Origin of the sequence: Hanamia caeni (assembly GCF_003721595.1) — a bacterium.
GTDB classification, from domain to species: domain Bacteria; phylum Bacteroidota; class Bacteroidia; order Chitinophagales; family Chitinophagaceae; genus Ginsengibacter; species Ginsengibacter caeni.
In genome coordinates this window covers 36,112-51,990 of record NZ_RJJR01000011.1, presented here as the reverse complement: position 1 = coordinate 51,990, position 15,879 = coordinate 36,112, and the positions used below count along the sequence as shown (strand labels likewise).

The 15,879-nt window shown below is 38.0% G+C and carries 18 protein-coding genes; 15 read left to right on the top strand and 3 right to left on the bottom strand.

Annotated features, from left to right (window positions below; genetic code table 11):
• Positions 1 to 21 precede the first annotated feature (21 nt).
• From EFY79_RS13190 to EFY79_RS13125, 15 genes are all read left to right on the top strand, one after another.
• On the top strand, positions 22 to 1,209 hold the full coding sequence (locus EFY79_RS13190; protein ID WP_148041925.1) for a glycosyltransferase family 4 protein: 1,188 nt from the start codon (positions 22 to 24) through the stop codon (positions 1,207 to 1,209).
• A complete protein-coding gene (locus tag EFY79_RS13185; protein ID WP_123121192.1) occupies positions 1,209 to 1,808 on the top strand; it encodes a GNAT family N-acetyltransferase in 600 nt (199 codons plus the stop codon). The genes EFY79_RS13190 and EFY79_RS13185 overlap by 1 nt, the downstream gene beginning before the upstream one ends.
• 4 nt (positions 1,809 to 1,812) lie before the next feature.
• Complete coding sequence (locus tag EFY79_RS13180; RefSeq protein ID WP_123121191.1) at positions 1,813 to 3,033, top strand: DegT/DnrJ/EryC1/StrS family aminotransferase; 1,221 nt, start codon at positions 1,813 to 1,815, stop codon at positions 3,031 to 3,033.
• Entirely contained in the window at positions 3,030 to 3,623 is a 594-nt protein-coding gene (locus EFY79_RS13175; protein ID WP_123121190.1) for a sugar transferase, read from the top strand. The genes EFY79_RS13180 and EFY79_RS13175 overlap by 4 nt, the downstream gene beginning before the upstream one ends.
• A gap of 161 nt (positions 3,624 to 3,784) precedes the next feature.
• The gene (wecB, locus tag EFY79_RS13170) at positions 3,785 to 4,873 is read left to right on the top strand and encodes a non-hydrolyzing UDP-N-acetylglucosamine 2-epimerase (protein WP_123121189.1); all 1,089 of its coding nucleotides are present in this window, start codon (positions 3,785 to 3,787) and stop codon (positions 4,871 to 4,873) included.
• Between the two features lie 109 nt (positions 4,874 to 4,982).
• The gene (locus tag EFY79_RS21450; protein ID WP_158605216.1) at positions 4,983 to 5,291 is read left to right on the top strand and encodes a DUF6922 domain-containing protein; all 309 of its coding nucleotides are present in this window, start codon (positions 4,983 to 4,985) and stop codon (positions 5,289 to 5,291) included.
• Positions 5,246 to 5,866 (top strand): nucleotidyl transferase AbiEii/AbiGii toxin family protein, encoded by a 621-nt coding sequence (locus tag EFY79_RS13165; protein ID WP_123121188.1) that lies wholly within the window; start codon positions 5,246 to 5,248, stop codon positions 5,864 to 5,866. The genes EFY79_RS21450 and EFY79_RS13165 overlap by 46 nt, the downstream gene beginning before the upstream one ends.
• A gap of 110 nt (positions 5,867 to 5,976) precedes the next feature.
• A complete protein-coding gene (locus EFY79_RS13160; RefSeq protein WP_123121187.1) occupies positions 5,977 to 7,014 on the top strand; it encodes a polysaccharide biosynthesis protein in 1,038 nt (345 codons plus the stop codon).
• 147 nt (positions 7,015 to 7,161) lie between these two features.
• Positions 7,162 to 7,521 carry a four helix bundle protein gene (locus EFY79_RS13155; protein ID WP_123121186.1) on the top strand — a complete coding sequence of 120 codons (360 nt, stop codon included), beginning with the start codon at positions 7,162 to 7,164 and terminating at the stop codon, positions 7,519 to 7,521.
• Positions 7,522 to 7,558: 37 nt separating this feature from the next.
• The gene (locus tag EFY79_RS13150; protein ID WP_123121185.1) at positions 7,559 to 8,023 is read left to right on the top strand and encodes a WxcM-like domain-containing protein; all 465 of its coding nucleotides are present in this window, start codon (positions 7,559 to 7,561) and stop codon (positions 8,021 to 8,023) included.
• Between the two features lie 55 nt (positions 8,024 to 8,078).
• On the top strand, positions 8,079 to 9,209 hold the full coding sequence (locus tag EFY79_RS13145; RefSeq protein WP_123121184.1) for a polysaccharide biosynthesis C-terminal domain-containing protein: 1,131 nt from the start codon (positions 8,079 to 8,081) through the stop codon (positions 9,207 to 9,209).
• Between the two features lie 188 nt (positions 9,210 to 9,397).
• Positions 9,398 to 9,769, top strand: coding sequence for a four helix bundle protein (locus EFY79_RS13140; protein ID WP_123121183.1), 372 nt, complete (start codon positions 9,398 to 9,400; stop codon positions 9,767 to 9,769).
• A gap of 73 nt (positions 9,770 to 9,842) precedes the next feature.
• Positions 9,843 to 10,976 carry a non-hydrolyzing UDP-N-acetylglucosamine 2-epimerase gene (gene wecB, locus EFY79_RS13135; RefSeq protein WP_123121182.1) on the top strand — a complete coding sequence of 378 codons (1,134 nt, stop codon included), beginning with the start codon at positions 9,843 to 9,845 and terminating at the stop codon, positions 10,974 to 10,976.
• A 294-nt stretch (positions 10,977 to 11,270) separates the two neighbouring features.
• Positions 11,271 to 13,181 (top strand): polysaccharide biosynthesis protein, encoded by a 1,911-nt coding sequence (locus EFY79_RS13130; protein ID WP_123121181.1) that lies wholly within the window; start codon positions 11,271 to 11,273, stop codon positions 13,179 to 13,181.
• A 155-nt stretch (positions 13,182 to 13,336) separates the two neighbouring features.
• Positions 13,337 to 14,176, top strand: coding sequence for a DUF6089 family protein (locus EFY79_RS13125; protein ID WP_123121180.1), 840 nt, complete (start codon positions 13,337 to 13,339; stop codon positions 14,174 to 14,176).
• 53 nt (positions 14,177 to 14,229) lie between these two features.
• Here the strand turns inward: EFY79_RS13125 and fmt are convergent, their stop codons facing one another.
• The 3 genes from fmt to EFY79_RS13110 are packed head-to-tail and all read right to left on the bottom strand — an operon-like array spanning position 14,230 to position 15,875.
• Complete coding sequence (gene fmt, locus EFY79_RS13120) at positions 14,230 to 15,147, bottom strand: methionyl-tRNA formyltransferase (RefSeq protein WP_233578002.1); 918 nt, start codon at positions 15,145 to 15,147, stop codon at positions 14,230 to 14,232.
• A 4-nt stretch (positions 15,148 to 15,151) separates the two neighbouring features.
• Entirely contained in the window at positions 15,152 to 15,487 is a 336-nt protein-coding gene (locus EFY79_RS13115) for a nucleotidyltransferase domain-containing protein (protein ID WP_123121179.1), read from the bottom strand.
• The gene (locus tag EFY79_RS13110) at positions 15,480 to 15,875 is read right to left on the bottom strand and encodes a nucleotidyltransferase substrate binding protein (protein WP_123121178.1); all 396 of its coding nucleotides are present in this window, start codon (positions 15,873 to 15,875) and stop codon (positions 15,480 to 15,482) included. The genes EFY79_RS13115 and EFY79_RS13110 overlap by 8 nt, the downstream gene beginning before the upstream one ends.
• Positions 15,876 to 15,879: the final 4 nt, after the last annotated feature.

The following is a 15,879-nucleotide window of genomic DNA, read 5'->3' as shown; positions in this document are numbered from 1 at the left end:
TTAGCATCAGCGTTCACAATTTTGCCAGAAATCTTTATTATTTCTTCAATTTTTCCTCCTGAGCCGGTAGTTTCTGCCCGCCTCTCAAATGATATTGCTCTTGAGCTATCTAAAAAAAATAATGTTGTGGTGCTTTGCCCGGTACCTAGCCGGCCAAAAGGGTATCAATTTGAAAATTTGAAGGATCCTGTAAATTATAACGTAATCCGGCTGCAGTCGTTTGTGTCACCGGCTTCAACAATTATCGGACGATTTAGGGAAAGTTATAGTTTCGGAAAACGCAGCGCAGAATATATTAAAAAGAACGGTAAAGGAATCGATTGTATTTACATAAATTCCTGGCCGTTGGCGTCGCAATATTTAATAATCAAAGAAGCAAAAAAAATAAATATCCCAACCGTTCTCCATATCCAGGATGTTTACCCGGAATCGCTCGTCGGAAAATTACCTAAATTTTTTAGAAGTTTTTTTTACAGATTTCTTTTGCCATTGGATAAGTACATCTTGCGACACTCAACAAAAATTTTGGGTATTTCGGAGAATATGGTTTCTTACTTATCTAAAACCAGGGGAATACACAAGTCAAAATTTACAGTAGTCAGAAACTGGCAGGATGATGAGGTCTTTTTAAAGTTTGAAGCTGCGAAGAGGCAGCAATTTGTGTTTACATTCATGTACGTGGGCAGCGTTAGCGCAAGTGCCGGAGTGGAATTACTACTTTATGCTTTCGATAAAGCGTCTTTACCCGATAGCCGTTTAGTAATCGTTGGCAACGGAAATGAAAAAGACGAATGTATTAGAATTGCGAAGGAATTAAACAATCAACATATCCAATTTTTGGAGGTTGTCCCATCAGATGTTCCATCTATCCAATCCCGGGCTGACGTTCTTTTGTTGCCATTAAAAAAAGGCATTTCTCTTACCGCGACACCTTCAAAATTGACCGCCTATTTATTTTCTGCTAAACCCATTATAGCTTGTGTGGAGAAAGAAAGCGATGTGGCAAATATTTTGACAAATTCGAATTGTGGTTTTGTAACCGAACCTGAAAGTGTCGACGATATGGAGATAGCTATGAAACGAATGTATCAGATGGCAAAAGCCGACTTAGAATTAATGGGAGAGAGAGGAAAGAAGTATGCTATTTCAAATCTTTCTAAAAAAGCAAATCTTGGCAGGATAATAACTACAATTGAGGAGGTGATCTGATGAATATAAAAACTGTGCCTGAAAAAGATATAAATGAACTTGTAAAAGTTCACAAAGCTTCCTTCCGGGATTTTTTCTTAACTGAACTTGGAGATCATTTTCTGAAAGTATATTATGATTGTGTCCGTAGAGATAAGAGAGGGCTCCTAATAGGATTTTATGAGGATGAAGAATTATATGGTTTTGCTGCTGCTACTACCTTATCAAAAAGTTTTAACAGGAATCTTATTTTAGAAAACTTTTTTAAATTCTCATTTATCGGAATCGAGTTGCTTTTTACAAAGACCTCTGCATTAATCAGACTATTTAAAAATTTTTCGAAAACAAACGCATCTGCTAATGACAAAGGCGAATATGCAGAACTTTTATCAATAGGTGTTTCTGATAAAAGACAGGGTAAGGGCATAGGAAAAAAATTATTACTTGAACTTGAGGAAACCTTGAAAGCCAAAGGTTGTGCCCAGCTTTCCCTCACTACTGATTTTTATGATAATGAAAAGGCAATAGGTTTTTATAAAAGTTTAGCCTATGAAGTGTTTTACGATTTTATTGCGTATCCAAATAGAAAGATGTATCGGATGATAAAGAAATTAAATTAATAAGATGAAAATTAATTTTGCTCCTCCCTATATTGACGATAGTGTAATCAACGAAGTAGTTGATTCATTAAAATCGGGTTGGATAACAACAGGACCAAAAGTTAAAGCATTGGAGCAGGAAATAAAAGATTTTTCCGGTGCACAGGAAGTGTTGTGTGTAAACTCGTGGACGTCCGGTGCTATTATGATGCTGAAATGGTTGGGCGTTCAAGCTGGAGATGAGGTAATTGTGCCGGCTTACACTTACAGCGCAACGGCGCTGGCTGTCTTACATGCCGGTGCCATACCCATCATGGTTGATTCTAATGAAGATTTTAATATCTCAGTGGAAGCAATCAAAAAAGCAATTACTCCAAAAACAAAAGCAATTATACCCGTGGATATTGCAGGTTTCCCCTGCGATTATGATGAGATAATGAGAATTGTAAAAGACGAGAAAATAAAAAAGACTTTTCGTGCCACTTCGCCCGTGCAGGAAAAATTAGGAAGAATCCTGGTGCTAAATGATGCAGCTCATTCGCTGGGTGCTTTTTACCAACCCGGTATTAGAACGGGTGGTGAAACCGATGTATCGATATTTTCACTTCATGCCGTAAAGAATATCACTACTGCAGAAGGGGGGGCTATTTGCCTGAATCTGCCAGATCCATTTGATAATAGCGAATTGTATAAAGAGTTGCGCACCATGACTTTAAATTGCCAAACCAAAGACGCATTTTCTAAAAGCAAGGCTGGCGGCTGGCGGTATGATATTACCGGTTTTGGGATGAAAATTAATATGGCTGATGTAAATGCTGCAATAGGGCTTGCTCAAATTCGAAAATATCCCCAGCTCTTAGAGCACCGAAAAAAGGTATTTCAGGCTTATAACAATGCTTTCGCCAAATATGATTGGGCAATTTTACCACCATCAGAAATGAATGGAAAAGAAAGTTCCTATCATATTTATGCTTTGCGTTTTAAAAATCTCACCGAAGAAGAGAGGGATGCAATTATCGATGAAATTTCAAAAAAAGAAGTTGCCGTAAATGTCCATTTTATCCCAATGCCTATGCTAAGCTTTTTTAAAAACCAGGGGTATGATATTGCAAATTATCCCCAGGCATATCAAAATTTTTCCTGCGAAATATCTCTGCCAATTTATCCCCAATTGACTGACGAGCAAGTGCGCTTTATAATTGAAACAGTGATCGAGTCTTATCTGAAAGTCACAGGCGACAGATGATCCGTTTCTTTGACGTAGTGTTTTCTTTTGTCGGCCTGGTTGTGTTATTGCCTTTTTTCGTTATCATTTACTTATTAATTATTATTGAGAGCAAAGGCGGTGGATTTTTCACGCAACAGAGAGTTGGGAGAAACGGAGTGGATTTTAACTTAATCAAATTTCGAAGCATGAGAATCGGCTCCGATAAAAAAGGGCTGATAACCGTTGGTGAAAAAGATCCGAGAGCAACTAAGATGGGAATGTTTATTCGAAAATTTAAAATTGATGAACTGCCTCAGCTTTTTAATGTATTAAAGGGCGAAATGAGCGTAGTGGGACCACGCCCTGAAGTACGCCGGTATGTGAATTTATATAACACAGAACAATTAAAGGTGTTGAGTGTTCGTCCAGGCATAACCGATTATGCATCTATAGAGTATGCTGAAGAAAATAAAATCTTAGGCAGCGCTGTTAATCCTGAAAAAGTATATGTGGAACAAATTATGCCCCACAAAATACAACTCAATATGAAGTACATTCAAAATCGAAGCTTGAAGGAATATTTCAAGGTAATTTTTCTCACAATTTTCCAGATATTTAATAAGAAATAAGCGGCAAACAAAAATAGTTTACTCATTTAAATAAGAATTCGTCTTATTTTTTCGTTCACTATGGATTAATAGAATCCCTTTCTACTTTCTACTTTTTACTTTCTACTTTCTACTTTTTACTTTTTACTTTCTACTTTTTACTTTTTACATTATTCTCCCCCATGCAAATAGATCTCATCGCCGGCGCCCGGCCCAACTTTATGAAGATTGCTCCCATCATTGAAGCCATCAAAAAGGCACAAGATGAGAGGAAGAAAATTAGTTACCGCCTGATTCATACCGGACAGCATTACGACAAAAAAATGAGCGGCAGTTTCTTTGAAGAGCTTGGAATTCCCGAACCGGATATCAACCTTGAAGCGGGGAGTGGCACCCAGGCAGAACAAACTGCTACCATCATGACGCGGTATGAAAAAGTGCTGATGGAAAATCGCCCCGATTTGGTGATGGTAGTGGGAGATGTTACTTCCACTATGGCTTGCTCGATTGCAGCAAAAAAATTGAACAATATTAAAGTAGCTCATGTTGAAGGGGGTATTCGCTCTGGCGACCTTACTATGCCCGAAGAAATTAATCGCATGGTTACAGATGCCATTACCGACTATTTTTTTACGACGTCACAAACGGCTAACGATAATTTGCGTAAGGGCGGGATAAAAGAAGAGCAAATCTTTTTTGTTGGAAACACAATGATTGATACGTTGTTAAAAAATAAATCCCGTTTTACAAAACCACCGGTTTGGGATGAACTGAATCTGCAGGAAGGCCAATACCTCGTCATGACGCTCCATCGCCCTGCGAATGTGGACGAAGAACAAAAACTAAAATATTTGTTGAACGAAATTATTGATAATAGTCATGGCCTGCCCTTGGTTTTTCCTGTTCATCCGAGAACCGCAAAAATCCTGGACCATCTTGAAATAAAATCGCCTAATCTTCATACCATTGAACCGCTCGGGTATCTTGAATTTAATTTTCTTGTTCAGCATGCAAAAGCCGTTATCACCGATTCCGGCGGCATTACCGAAGAAACAACCGTTATGGGTATTCCGTGTATGACGCTTCGTGATAATACAGAAAGGCCTGAAACTATCGACATTGGCACTAATGAATTATTAGGCACTGACCCCAAAGCTATTAAACCAGCGATGGAAAAATTGTTTTCAGGCGAATGGAAAAAAGGTGAGATTCCGGAGTTATGGGATGGAAAGACGGCAGAGCGAATTGTGGAAGCGTTACTGGAGGTATGAATTATGAGTTTCTTGTATTTTTATCTTTCGTAAAATATCACATAATTTTATTCATCAAAAAGAGAAATTGTAAATTGATGCTCCAACAGATTATGTAAAATTTACTGAAATGGGTAAGAAAAATGAAATAAATAACCTTTTTAATGCTACACTTTTTTGGGATGTTGATTTTTCCTCGCTGGATCCAGAGAAAAACAGTCGTTTGATAATTGAGCGGGTATTTTCTTTAGGCACAATAGATGAAATTAAGGTGACCATTAGATATTATGGAAAAAATAGGGTAGTGAATATTTTGGAGAACCTGGCTTATCTTGATCCTAAAACTTTAAATTTCGTCTCTCTCCTTTTTGATAAACCTAAAAATGAATTCCGATGCTATTCAAAGAGGCTATCGAGCCCTCAACTTTGGAACTCATAAAATCGCTACAACCTCAGCCTTACATTAGGGAGTTTTTTTTGGTGGGAGGAACGGCGCTTGCACTTTATTATGGCCATCGAAAATCAATTGATGTTGATCTTTTTACCAATGTGCAATTTGATGCTGACGTTTTATTAGAAAAACTGATAAACGATTTTTCATTTCAGTTGACATATACTGCTAATCAAACTTTGAAGAGAATAATTTCAGGAGTAAAAGTGGATTTCATAACTCATACTTATCCGTATATCGGACCTTTTTTCCATGAGAATGAATTTCGATTGACATCTGCACAAGACATAATAGCAATGAAACTAAATGCTATTTCAATCAGTGGCCAGCGTTCAAAAGATTTTATTGATATTTATTTTGCCTTAAATCATTTCTCAATAAAAGAAATGATTTCGTTTTATGCAAAAAAGTATAAGCAATCAAATACAGTCCATTTAATAAAAAGCCTGATTTATTTTGATGATGTTGACTTGGAAGATTGGCCTGTACTTATCAGAGAGTCACATTTAAAATGGGAGACAGTAAAACAAAAAATCAGAAATGAAGTACTGGCGCTTATGTAAAACATTGACGGTCCTTTCCCCTTTTGTTTAAATTCAGCTTCTTCAATTTGGTAACTCCCATATCTTATAACTTTTACCTTTAAACTTTTCACTTTTACCTTAAAACAAAAATGTTTACACAAAAAACACTTCTCATTACCGGCGGTACGGGTTCTTTTGGTAACGCAGTACTTCACCGTTTTCTTCACACTGATCATTTTAAAGAAATACGCATTTTCAGCCGCGATGAAAAAAAGCAGGACGACATGCGCAATCAACTGAAGAATCCGAAATTGAAATTTTATATCGGCGATGTGCGCGATTACAACAGTATCGAAGGTGCCATGCACGGCGTGGATTATGTGTTTAATGCTGCAGCATTAAAGCAAGTTCCTTCCTGTGAATTTTTCCCGATGGAAGCTGTTCGCACCAACGTGATAGGAACGCAAAATACTTTGCGCGCAGCTATTGCCAACAATGTAAAAAAAGTAATTTGCCTCAGCACCGACAAAGCGGCTTATCCGATAAATGCGATGGGAATTTCCAAGGCGATGATGGAAAAAGTCTCCATTGCTACTTCACGAAATGTTCCTGAAAATGAAACAACAATTTGCCTTACGCGTTACGGAAACGTAATGGCGTCGCGCGGTTCGGTAATTCCTTTGTTTCTGCGGCAGATAAAAGAGGGAAACCCGATTACCGTTACCGACCCGAAAATGACGCGTTTTCTCATGTCGCTTACGGATGCTGTAGAGCTCGTTCTGTTTGCATTTGAAAACGGGCACCAGGGCGATTTATTTGTAAATAAAGCCCCTGCGGCTACTATCGGCGATTTGGCACAGGCAATCAAAGAAATTTGCAAAGCCGATACTGAAATAAAAGTCATCGGTACGCGCCACGGTGAAAAATTGTACGAAACGCTTTGCACGCGCGAAGAAATGGCGAAGGCGGACGACATGGGTGAGTTTTACAGAGTACCCGCCGACCATCGCAATCTCAACTACAATCTTTATTTTTCTGAAGGCGAAACGGATGTTTCAAAAGTAGAAGACTATCATTCGCACAACACAAAAAGACTGGATGTAGAAGGGGTGAAGAAATTGTTGCTGACATTGCCCTTGATACGGAAGGAGGTTTTTGGAGAAGATGTGCCGCAGATGCCGGGGTGATTGGTGAGTGGTGACTGGTGATTGGTGACTGGTGATTAGTGATTAGTGATTGGTGATTGGTGATTGGGGATTGGGGATTGGGGATTGGTGGTTTTTTAATTTCATGATTCAGTTAGAAAATTTTAAGATCTAATTAAATTTTGAGTTATGAGAACGCACAAGGATCTTGACGCATGGAAATTAAGCGTAGAGTTTGTGACGGAAGTTTATAAAATCACCCGGAATTTTCCCAAAGAAGAATTATTTGGTTTATCTAATCAATTGAGAAGGGCGGCGGTTTCTGTGCCAAGCAATATAGCTGAGGGTGCGGCAAGACAAACGGCCAAGGAATTTATTCAATTTCTGTATATAGCACTTGGAAGCCTGCAGGAGGCGGATACGCAACTTTTAATAGCGAAAAATCTCGGGTTCCTTACTTTACAGCGATTCCAGAATTTAATAACAGATGCTGATAAAATAGGCAAGATGCTCAATGGATTGATTAAATATTTAAAAGAAAAAAATTGAACTGAATATTTACCAGTCACGTCTGCAACTATTAACAATGGCCGAACCAATTACCAATTACCAGTTACTAGTCACTTCTGATCGGGCGTCTTTAATAACCGGATCTCAGCATTCAGACGCACGTGGAAAAATATCTTTTATCAATGACTGCGACCTTTCTAAAGCAAAAAGATTTTATGTCATTGAGCCCGCCGGCATTGAAGTGGTTCGCGCATGGCAGGCGCATCAGCGCGAAGAAAAATGGTTTTATGTAATTGAAGGGAGTTTTAAAATCGTGCTGACGAAGCCTGACGACTGGAAAAATCCTTCTTCACATTTACCATTTGAGGAATATATTTTAACAGCTTCCCAAGCGCAAATATTGTATGTTCCCGGGGGGTATGCAAACGGATTTCAATCGTTGGAGCCCAAATCAAAAATCATGGTTTTTTCTTCGTTTACTGTGAAAGAATCGATGGAAGACGATTTCAGGTATGACAAGAGTTTGTGGTATAAGTGGTAAATCGTTTTTCACACCACACACTAATTGTTTAGCCCTTGTTTAATATAATAAATTCATGAAAAAAGTAGGTATCACCGGGCAGAACGGATTTATCGGGAAACATCTTTACAATACGATTGGATTATTCCCCGAAGAATTTGAAAGAGTAAATTTTCAGAAAGAATTTTTTGATGATGAAAATCAAATGGCTGATTTTGTTGCCAAGTGTGATGTAATTGTTCATCTTGCTGCAAAGAATCGCCACAATGATCCGCAGGTGATTTATGATACCAATGTTTCTCTTGTAAGAAAACTGATTGCCGCGCTGAAAAAAACCAATAGTCGTGCACACGTGATTTTTTCATCTTCCACGCAGGAGGAAAGAGACAATCTGTATGGAAAATCGAAGAAAGAAGGACGTGAACTGATGAGCGCGTGGGCAAAACAATCGGGCGGAAAGTTTTCCGGAATGGTGATTCCGAATGTGTTTGGGCCGTTCGGGCATCCGTACTACAATTCATTTGTCGCTACATTTTGCCATCAGTTGTCACATGGTGAAACACCTAAGGTTGACATGGATGGAGAGGTAAAATTGATTTATGTCGGTGAACTGGTTGATTCGATTTTGAAAGAGGTCAGAGATGAAAAAAGCAATGATGGAATAATAGTTCCGCATACGGCAGAATACAAAGTGTCGGAAATTCTTCGTTTACTGGAGCTTTATAAAAATGAATACCAGGAGAAGGGCGTTATACCCGCTTTGCATAACCGTTTTGAAGTGAATCTTTTCAATACGTTCCGGTGTTATATGAATATTGAAAATTATTTTCCCAGGAAATTTAAACAAAACATTGACCCGCGCGGCGCCTTTGTGGAAGTGATTCGATTGAACGTTGGTGGCCAGGTTTCTTTTTCAACTACGGTCCCTGGAATTACCAGAGGCAACCATTTTCATACAAGAAAAATAGAAAGGTTTGCAGTGATAAAAGGAAAAGCGTTGATTCAGCTTCGCCGGATTGGAACGGATCAAGTATTAGATTTTCATCTCGATGGAAATGAGCCGGCTTATGTGGATATGCCTGTTTGGTTTACGCATAATATTAAAAACACAGGAGAAGAAGAGTTATATACGATTTTCTGGATTAATGAATTTTATGATCCAAAAGATCCGGATACGTTTTTTGAGGATGTTGTGGTTGGTGGTTAGTGGTTAGTGGTTAGTGGTTTGTAGTTGGTGGTTAGTGATTGGTGGTTAGTTTCTCATCAATTTTCAAATATCAATAAAATCAAAACATTAATTTTAGTTAATATAACAAACGAATCACAAATACCAACTACAAGTTACAAACAACAAACAATAAACAACAATCGCAAACTACAAACAACCAACTACCAATGCGAACTCATAAAGATCTCGACGTTTGGAAGAAAAGTATTGCTCTTATAACAAAAATATATCAGATTTCAAGTACGTTTCCAAAAGAGGAAATGTTTGGTCTCACTAATCAAATCAGAAGATGTGCGGTTTCGATTCCAAGCAATATAGCAGAAGGCTCAGCTCGGGGCCATCAAAAAGAATACATCCGGTTTCTATATATTTCATTAGGAAGCCAACAGGAGTTGGAAACACAATTTATAATTGCTAAGAATCTAAATTATATCACTGAAAATGTTTTCAAGGAAACGCAGACAGAAATTGAAATTGTCGGTAGGATGTTAAGTGGTTTAATAAAAGCTGTGAAGTTAAAGATGGCAGATCAATCTTAAAATAGAAGCTTCAGCATAACTACCCCTTCAATCTACTAATCACAAACTACAAACTACCAACTACAATCAACTAATGGAAAAATTAAAAGTAATGACCGTAGTGGGCACACGCCCCGAAATTATCAGGCTCTCGCGTGTGATTGCGGCGCTGGATGCCTCGGAAGCTATTGATCATGTGCTAGTTCACACAGGCCAGAATTATGATTATGAGCTGAACCAGATTTTTTTTGAAGACCTGAAAATCCGCAAGCCTGATCATTTTTTGAATGCTGCAGGAGCAAATGCAACAGCTACTATCGGGCAGATTTTGATCAATATCGACCCATTGTTGGAAAATATTCAGCCACAGGCATTTCTCGTTTTGGGCGATACCAATAGTTGCCTTTGCGCTATTCCTGCAAAGAAAAAGCACATCCCTATTTTCCACATGGAAGCTGGAAACCGTTGTTTTGATCAACGGGTTCCGGAAGAAACGAATAGAAAAATTGTAGATCATATATCGGATATGAATCTCACATATAGCGACATTGCGCGGGAGTATCTTTTAAGAGAAGGCCTTTCCGCAGACCGTATAATCAAAACCGGTTCGCCGATGTTCGAAGTGCTCAATTATTATCGTGATGCTATTCAGTCTTCTGATGTGGTGAAAAGATTGAGCCTGGAAAAGGAAAAATTCTTTGTAGTCTCTTCCCATCGGGAAGAAAATATAAACAGCGAAAAAAATTTCAAAGGATTGATAGAGAGTCTTAATCTAATTGCTGACACCTATCATTTTCCCATCATTGTGAGCACGCATCCGCGGACGCGAAAAATGATCGAAGAAAAAAAGGTGGACGTACGGCCGGAAATACAATTTCTGAAGCCATTAGGCTTTAATGACTATAATGCATTACAAATGAATTCGTATGCTGTTTTATCAGACAGCGGAACCATTTCCGAAGAGTCCTCAATATTGAATTTCCCCGCCTTAAATATTCGTGAGGCACATGAGCGCCCGGAGGCCATGGAAGAGGCATCTGTAATGATGGTAGGGTTACATCCCGGGCGAATTATGCAGGGTTTGCTTCAACTTAAAACCCAACAAAGGGGGGAGGCCAGAAACTTTAGGCAGGTGGCAGATTACTCTATGCCGAATGTATCTGAAAAAGTTGTCCGGATTATTATAAGCTACGTGGATTATATTAAAAGGGTAGTCTGGGAACAATAAATTTTAATCAATTTGCTGGTAATGGCCCTGCAAGTCTCATGCTTGCAGGGCTATTTGTTTTATTATGTTTTTGTTAATAAAGAATTTTTTCTATTAACAGACTTTCGAAAAGGGAAATATAACTAAGAATCTTCATCTAAAATTCGCCTAGAGATCTTACATTTGCACCGATTTTTACATTAAAGAAGTTTTAAAACATGGTACGTTTATTGTTTTGAGATTTCCTCATTCCTGGTTTTTTAAACTGGACTTCAATGCAAGATCGTTAATTTAAAACGCCCCTAATAAGTTCTTATGCTTGAAAAATTTTTTAAAAATAAGTATGCTCCAAGATGGATAATCTTTTGCTTCGACCTTATTTTAGTTACTTCTGCGTTTATTTTCTCCTATTTTTTAAGACATTTATTTTTAGATATTAAAGGCCTCACGGCAATTGTTCCGGCCGCACTGCTGAATACCCTTATATTTGGTATCTGTGTTTTATTTTTCCCGATTTATAAAGGAATTATCCGCTACTCTGAAATTAACGACATTTTTCGGATTGTAAAATTTGCTTCTCTGCAACTCGTTTTATGGCTGGCCGTTTTTGCTTTCGGAGTGCAAACTGTAATATCGGATTCATTACATGTTCCCTTCCTTATCACTAATTTCTTCAGCGTTATTTTTATACTCGTCCTTTTCAGATTAATGATAAAAGAAGTATATTCTAAAGCTGCTTTGTCAAAGTCTTTGATAGTGTCAAGAGCAATTATATACGGCGCAGGCGAAATGGGGCAGGTTACCAAGCAAATTCTTGAACAGGACTTAAAAAATAAAACGGTGGTGCTGGGTTTTATCGAAGACAGCCCCTCTAAAATTGGAAAAAACCTTGGAGGCCTTCCAATTTATAAAGCCTCAGGCGCACGGCTTTCAGCGCTTTTAAAGCAAAAACAAGTAACAGATGTTTATATCGCTATTGATAAATTATCTGTAGAAAAGAAGATTGCTATTACTGATGTTTGTTCACCGCTGAATATAAAAATTAATGTGATTCCTCATGTAAGCGAATGGCGTGGTGGATTTTTTGAGAAAAAGCAAGTGAAGGAGCTGAATATCGAAGATTTGCTGGAAAGGGATGAAATCAGTCTTCCTTACGAAATGGTGCAGGATGCTTACAAAGAGTCAACTATTTTGGTTACAGGAGCTGCCGGTTCCATTGGAAGCGAAATTTGCCGCCAATTAGCGAAATTTACATTTAAAAAATTAGTGCTGCTTGACCAGTCAGAATCCGGATTGTTTGATCTTGAATATGAATTAAGAACAAGCAAAAACAGGCAACAGCTAAGGGTAGAAGTAGCTTCTATCCGGGATGCAGCTAAGCTGAAAAAGGTGTTTACTATGCACAAGCCTGACTTTGTTTTTCATGCGGCAGCTTATAAGCATGTGCCTTTAATGGAAACTTTTACCAGTGAAGCAGTATTGACTAATATTTTTGGAACGAAGATAGTTGCAGACTTGGCGATGGCTTTTAAAGTTAAAAAGTTTGTGATGGTTTCTACCGACAAGGCTGTGAACCCTTCAAACGTGATGGGAACCACTAAAAGGATTTCGGAAATATACATTCAATCGCTAAGTGATCGCCCGGATTCACAAACCGCTTTCATTACAACGAGATTCGGAAATGTATTGGGTTCAGCAGGAAGCGTCGTGAGGACTTTTAATAAGCAAATCAAAGCCGGCGGGCCGATTACTATTACTCATCCCGAAATTACCAGGTATTTTATGACAATTCCTGAGGCCTCCAAATTAGTATTGGAAGCGGGTAAGATTGGTGAATCAGGCGATATTTTGTTGTTCGATATGGGTGAGCCGGTTAAGATTATGGATCTTGCCAAAAGAATGATACAATTAGCAGGTTTGAAACCCACAGATATTGCAATTGTGCAGACAGGCCTGCGGCCGGGTGAAAAAATGTATGAAGAATTATTTAAGGATTCAGAAGAGTTTGCGGAAACATATCATCCCCGTATATTAAGGGCTAAGAAGAGCCCGAATGTTAATGGAGAATTCAATAATTTGATGAATGAATTAAGGGAAGTTGCCCTTATGCACAATAATGAAATGATTCCTTTTATACTTCGCAAAATGGTTCCTGAATTTACCTCTTCTACAGGTGCATTGAGCAAAGTGGTAAGCGAAAAGGAGCTGGAAAGTTTGAAAAATTAAATTCCTCCTGAATAATTTTCTTCGATATTTGTTCCTTTACTATCCCGCGGATGGTAACAATTATCATTATAACTTCATAATTATTTGATTAGGTGAACGATTAATTATATCGTGGTATTATTTTTGTCCATCTCAGAATAATTTATCTTAGTTGTATGAAAAAATTTGTGTTGGGTTTTTTATTTCTTTCGATAGCACTTTTATCTAAAGCTCAGAATAATCTTAATGTCAATTTTTTTCTTGGTACTTCCAACTATTCCGGCGATTTGCAGGATAAGCAATTTACATTTAGCCAGGCACACCTGGCCGGAGGCATAGGCCTTGGATATGAGTTAAGTAAACATTTTTCAATAAGAGCTTCTTTCAAATTGGGTAAAGTGTCAGCAAATGACAAATTCGGCAGAAATAAAATTCGAAACCTGAATTTCGCATCACAATTGTCTGAGGGTAGTTTAGATGTTCAATACCTTATTACACCGTTAGATCAGCATGTATTTACGCCATATATTTTTGCAGGTGTTGCCCTTTATCATTATGATCCCTATACTTTCGACAGCGCAGGAACCAAATATTATTTGAAGCCGCTTAGCACAGAAGGTGAAGGATTTGTTTCCGGAAGAAATACTTATAGCCTCACCCAGTTTTCAATTCCATTTGGCGTAGGTGTGAAAATGCCTTTAAGTGAAAATATGAATGTGGGATTTGAAATCGGCTATAGAAAATTATTTAATGATTATGTTGATGATGTAAGTAAAGATTTTGTAGATGAAAATGTGCTCCTGGCTAATCGCGGAGTAAAGGCCGTGGAACTTTCATACCGCGGCGATGAGTTGAAAGATGGCGTACAGACCTATCCTGCTGCAGGAGTGCAACGCGGAAATCCTTCCTCAAAAGATTGGTACTATTTTACAGGATTAACCCTATCGTTCAGGCTCGGTGATAACGTTTTTGGAAAGGGGAAAAATAAATGGGATTGTCCGCCCAAGGTATTGTAAGATATGTTGCTACAAAACGTCTTCTCTCCAGTTCACTATTCATGAACTTTTGTTCATTCTCTCCAGCCGCGTAAAAAATCCACTACACGCATTCTTTTTTTTCCTTCTAGCTGCAATTCCTTTACAGAAATATATCCATCTCTTGCAGCAAATTTTAAATAAGATTTTCGATCAGTTATGAAATTTCCGGGTATGTCCAAACCTGAAAATTGTTCTATTTCAGCAGAAAAAATCTTTAATTTTTTTCCATTTAAAAAAGTAAAAGCGGTGGGGTAGGGAGAAAGGCCCCTTATGAAATTATTGATCTCAGCAACTTCCTGATTCCAGTTTATTTTACAGTCTTCCGGAAAAATCTTTGGCGCAGGACACAACTTCGATGAATGGCGCTGAGGATGTTCCTGAAAGGTTCCATTATGCAATTGCTGTACGGTTCTTAAAAGAACTTTTGCACCGAGGGCCTTCATCTTATCGTGAAGGCTACCGGCGGTTTCATCATCGGTTATCTTTATTTTTTCCCGCAACAAAATATTGCCCGTGTCAATTTCGTGTTGCAATTTAAAGGTGGTAACTCCCGTTTCTTTTTCACCATTGATGATGGCCCAATTAATCGGCGCGGCGCCACGATATTGAGGTAATAATGACGCGTGTAAATTAATCGTTCCTAACGGAGGCATGTTCCACACAAGCTCAGGCAACATTCTAAACGCAACTACCACTTGCAGATCAGCATTTAATTCCCTGAGTTGTTCAATAAAATCCGGATGTTTTAATTTCTCAGGCTGAAATACTTTCAGATTGTTTGCGACAGCATATTTTTTTACTTCACTCTCAGATAATTTCATTCCCCTTCCTGCGGGCTTGTCCGGTGCGGTAACTACGCCAACAATATCATAACCCTCTTTATAAAGTAAGTCTAACGAAGGCACGGCAAATTCAGGTGTTCCCATAAAAATTATCCTGAGATTTTTCATTCGGTTAAACAGTATTTAATTTTCGTTCATACAAAAGCTTTCCTTCATCATCAATCTTTTTTTTAAGAAGTTGATTATTTAATTCATGATAATTAATTACATCAAACATAAAAGGTAAAGGAAGATCGTCTAATGCGGAGGAAACTCTGTTTATTAAAAGTGAAGTCAATTTGTCGCCAATCAGCGCCAGGTCGATATCAGAGCCCGGCTTATATTTTTCTGTTGCTCTTGAACCGAAAATCAGCGCTTTTTCAATCTCTTCAAAATTATTTATCACACCCAAGATTAGTTGAAGCTGCATCTTACTTAAACCAAATTGTGTAGGTGCTGAATCATTCATTTTCCAATTTTGATTTTAGCTCTTGTAATAATGCGAAATAAGTAATTTGAATCCTGTCAAATATAGAAACTGCTGCAGATTCATCATACAAATGAGTTGGATTATTTCGATCTGTTAACATGTCAATCCAGGCTTGCCCGTCCGTTATAATTCCATTATTAAAGGCCTGTTTTATCACTGGCTTAGGGCCTTTGGTTGATAGATATCCTTGATCATATAGCTTATCCTGCAAAGTTTTCCAGGCTAATTCAAAAGTGAATTCAAAGCGTTTAATTACACCATCCTTTTCCAAAACCGAAAATTGCTTTTGTTGTAATGCAGATTCTAGCTGTAAAAGTGCTTTACTATAACTTTTAAGTCTTTCTTTCCACCTTTCGATCTTTTCCATGAAT

What these genes read in the sequence shown, in the direction of transcription:
- EFY79_RS13145 (WP_123121184.1), top strand. Translation starts at nt 8,079, where the DNA reads ATGAAAAAAGTAGGTATCACCGGGCAGAACGGATTTATCGGGAAACAT.
- EFY79_RS13140 (WP_123121183.1), top strand. Translation starts at nt 9,398, where the DNA reads ATGCGAACTCATAAAGATCTCGACGTTTGGAAGAAAAGTATTGCTCTT.
- EFY79_RS21450 (WP_158605216.1), top strand. Translation starts at nt 4,983, where the DNA reads ATGGGTAAGAAAAATGAAATAAATAACCTTTTTAATGCTACACTTTTT.
- EFY79_RS13155 (WP_123121186.1), top strand. Translation starts at nt 7,162, where the DNA reads ATGAGAACGCACAAGGATCTTGACGCATGGAAATTAAGCGTAGAGTTT.
- EFY79_RS13175 (WP_123121190.1), top strand. Translation starts at nt 3,030, where the DNA reads ATGATCCGTTTCTTTGACGTAGTGTTTTCTTTTGTCGGCCTGGTTGTG.
- EFY79_RS13185 (WP_123121192.1), top strand. Translation starts at nt 1,209, where the DNA reads ATGAATATAAAAACTGTGCCTGAAAAAGATATAAATGAACTTGTAAAA.
- EFY79_RS13150 (WP_123121185.1), top strand. Translation starts at nt 7,559, where the DNA reads ATGGCCGAACCAATTACCAATTACCAGTTACTAGTCACTTCTGATCGG.
- EFY79_RS13115 (WP_123121179.1), bottom strand. Translation starts at nt 15,487, where the DNA reads ATGAATGATTCAGCACCTACACAATTTGGTTTAAGTAAGATGCAGCTT.
- EFY79_RS13125 (WP_123121180.1), top strand. Translation starts at nt 13,337, where the DNA reads ATGAAAAAATTTGTGTTGGGTTTTTTATTTCTTTCGATAGCACTTTTA.
- EFY79_RS13110 (WP_123121178.1), bottom strand. Translation starts at nt 15,875, where the DNA reads ATGGAAAAGATCGAAAGGTGGAAAGAAAGACTTAAAAGTTATAGTAAA.
- wecB (WP_123121182.1), top strand. Translation starts at nt 9,843, where the DNA reads ATGGAAAAATTAAAAGTAATGACCGTAGTGGGCACACGCCCCGAAATT.
- EFY79_RS13180 (WP_123121191.1), top strand. Translation starts at nt 1,813, where the DNA reads ATGAAAATTAATTTTGCTCCTCCCTATATTGACGATAGTGTAATCAAC.
- EFY79_RS13160 (WP_123121187.1), top strand. Translation starts at nt 5,977, where the DNA reads ATGTTTACACAAAAAACACTTCTCATTACCGGCGGTACGGGTTCTTTT.
- EFY79_RS13130 (WP_123121181.1), top strand. Translation starts at nt 11,271, where the DNA reads ATGCTTGAAAAATTTTTTAAAAATAAGTATGCTCCAAGATGGATAATC.
- EFY79_RS13165 (WP_123121188.1), top strand. Translation starts at nt 5,246, where the DNA reads ATGCTATTCAAAGAGGCTATCGAGCCCTCAACTTTGGAACTCATAAAA.
- wecB (WP_123121189.1), top strand. Translation starts at nt 3,785, where the DNA reads ATGCAAATAGATCTCATCGCCGGCGCCCGGCCCAACTTTATGAAGATT.
- fmt (WP_233578002.1), bottom strand. Translation starts at nt 15,147, where the DNA reads ATGAAAAATCTCAGGATAATTTTTATGGGAACACCTGAATTTGCCGTG.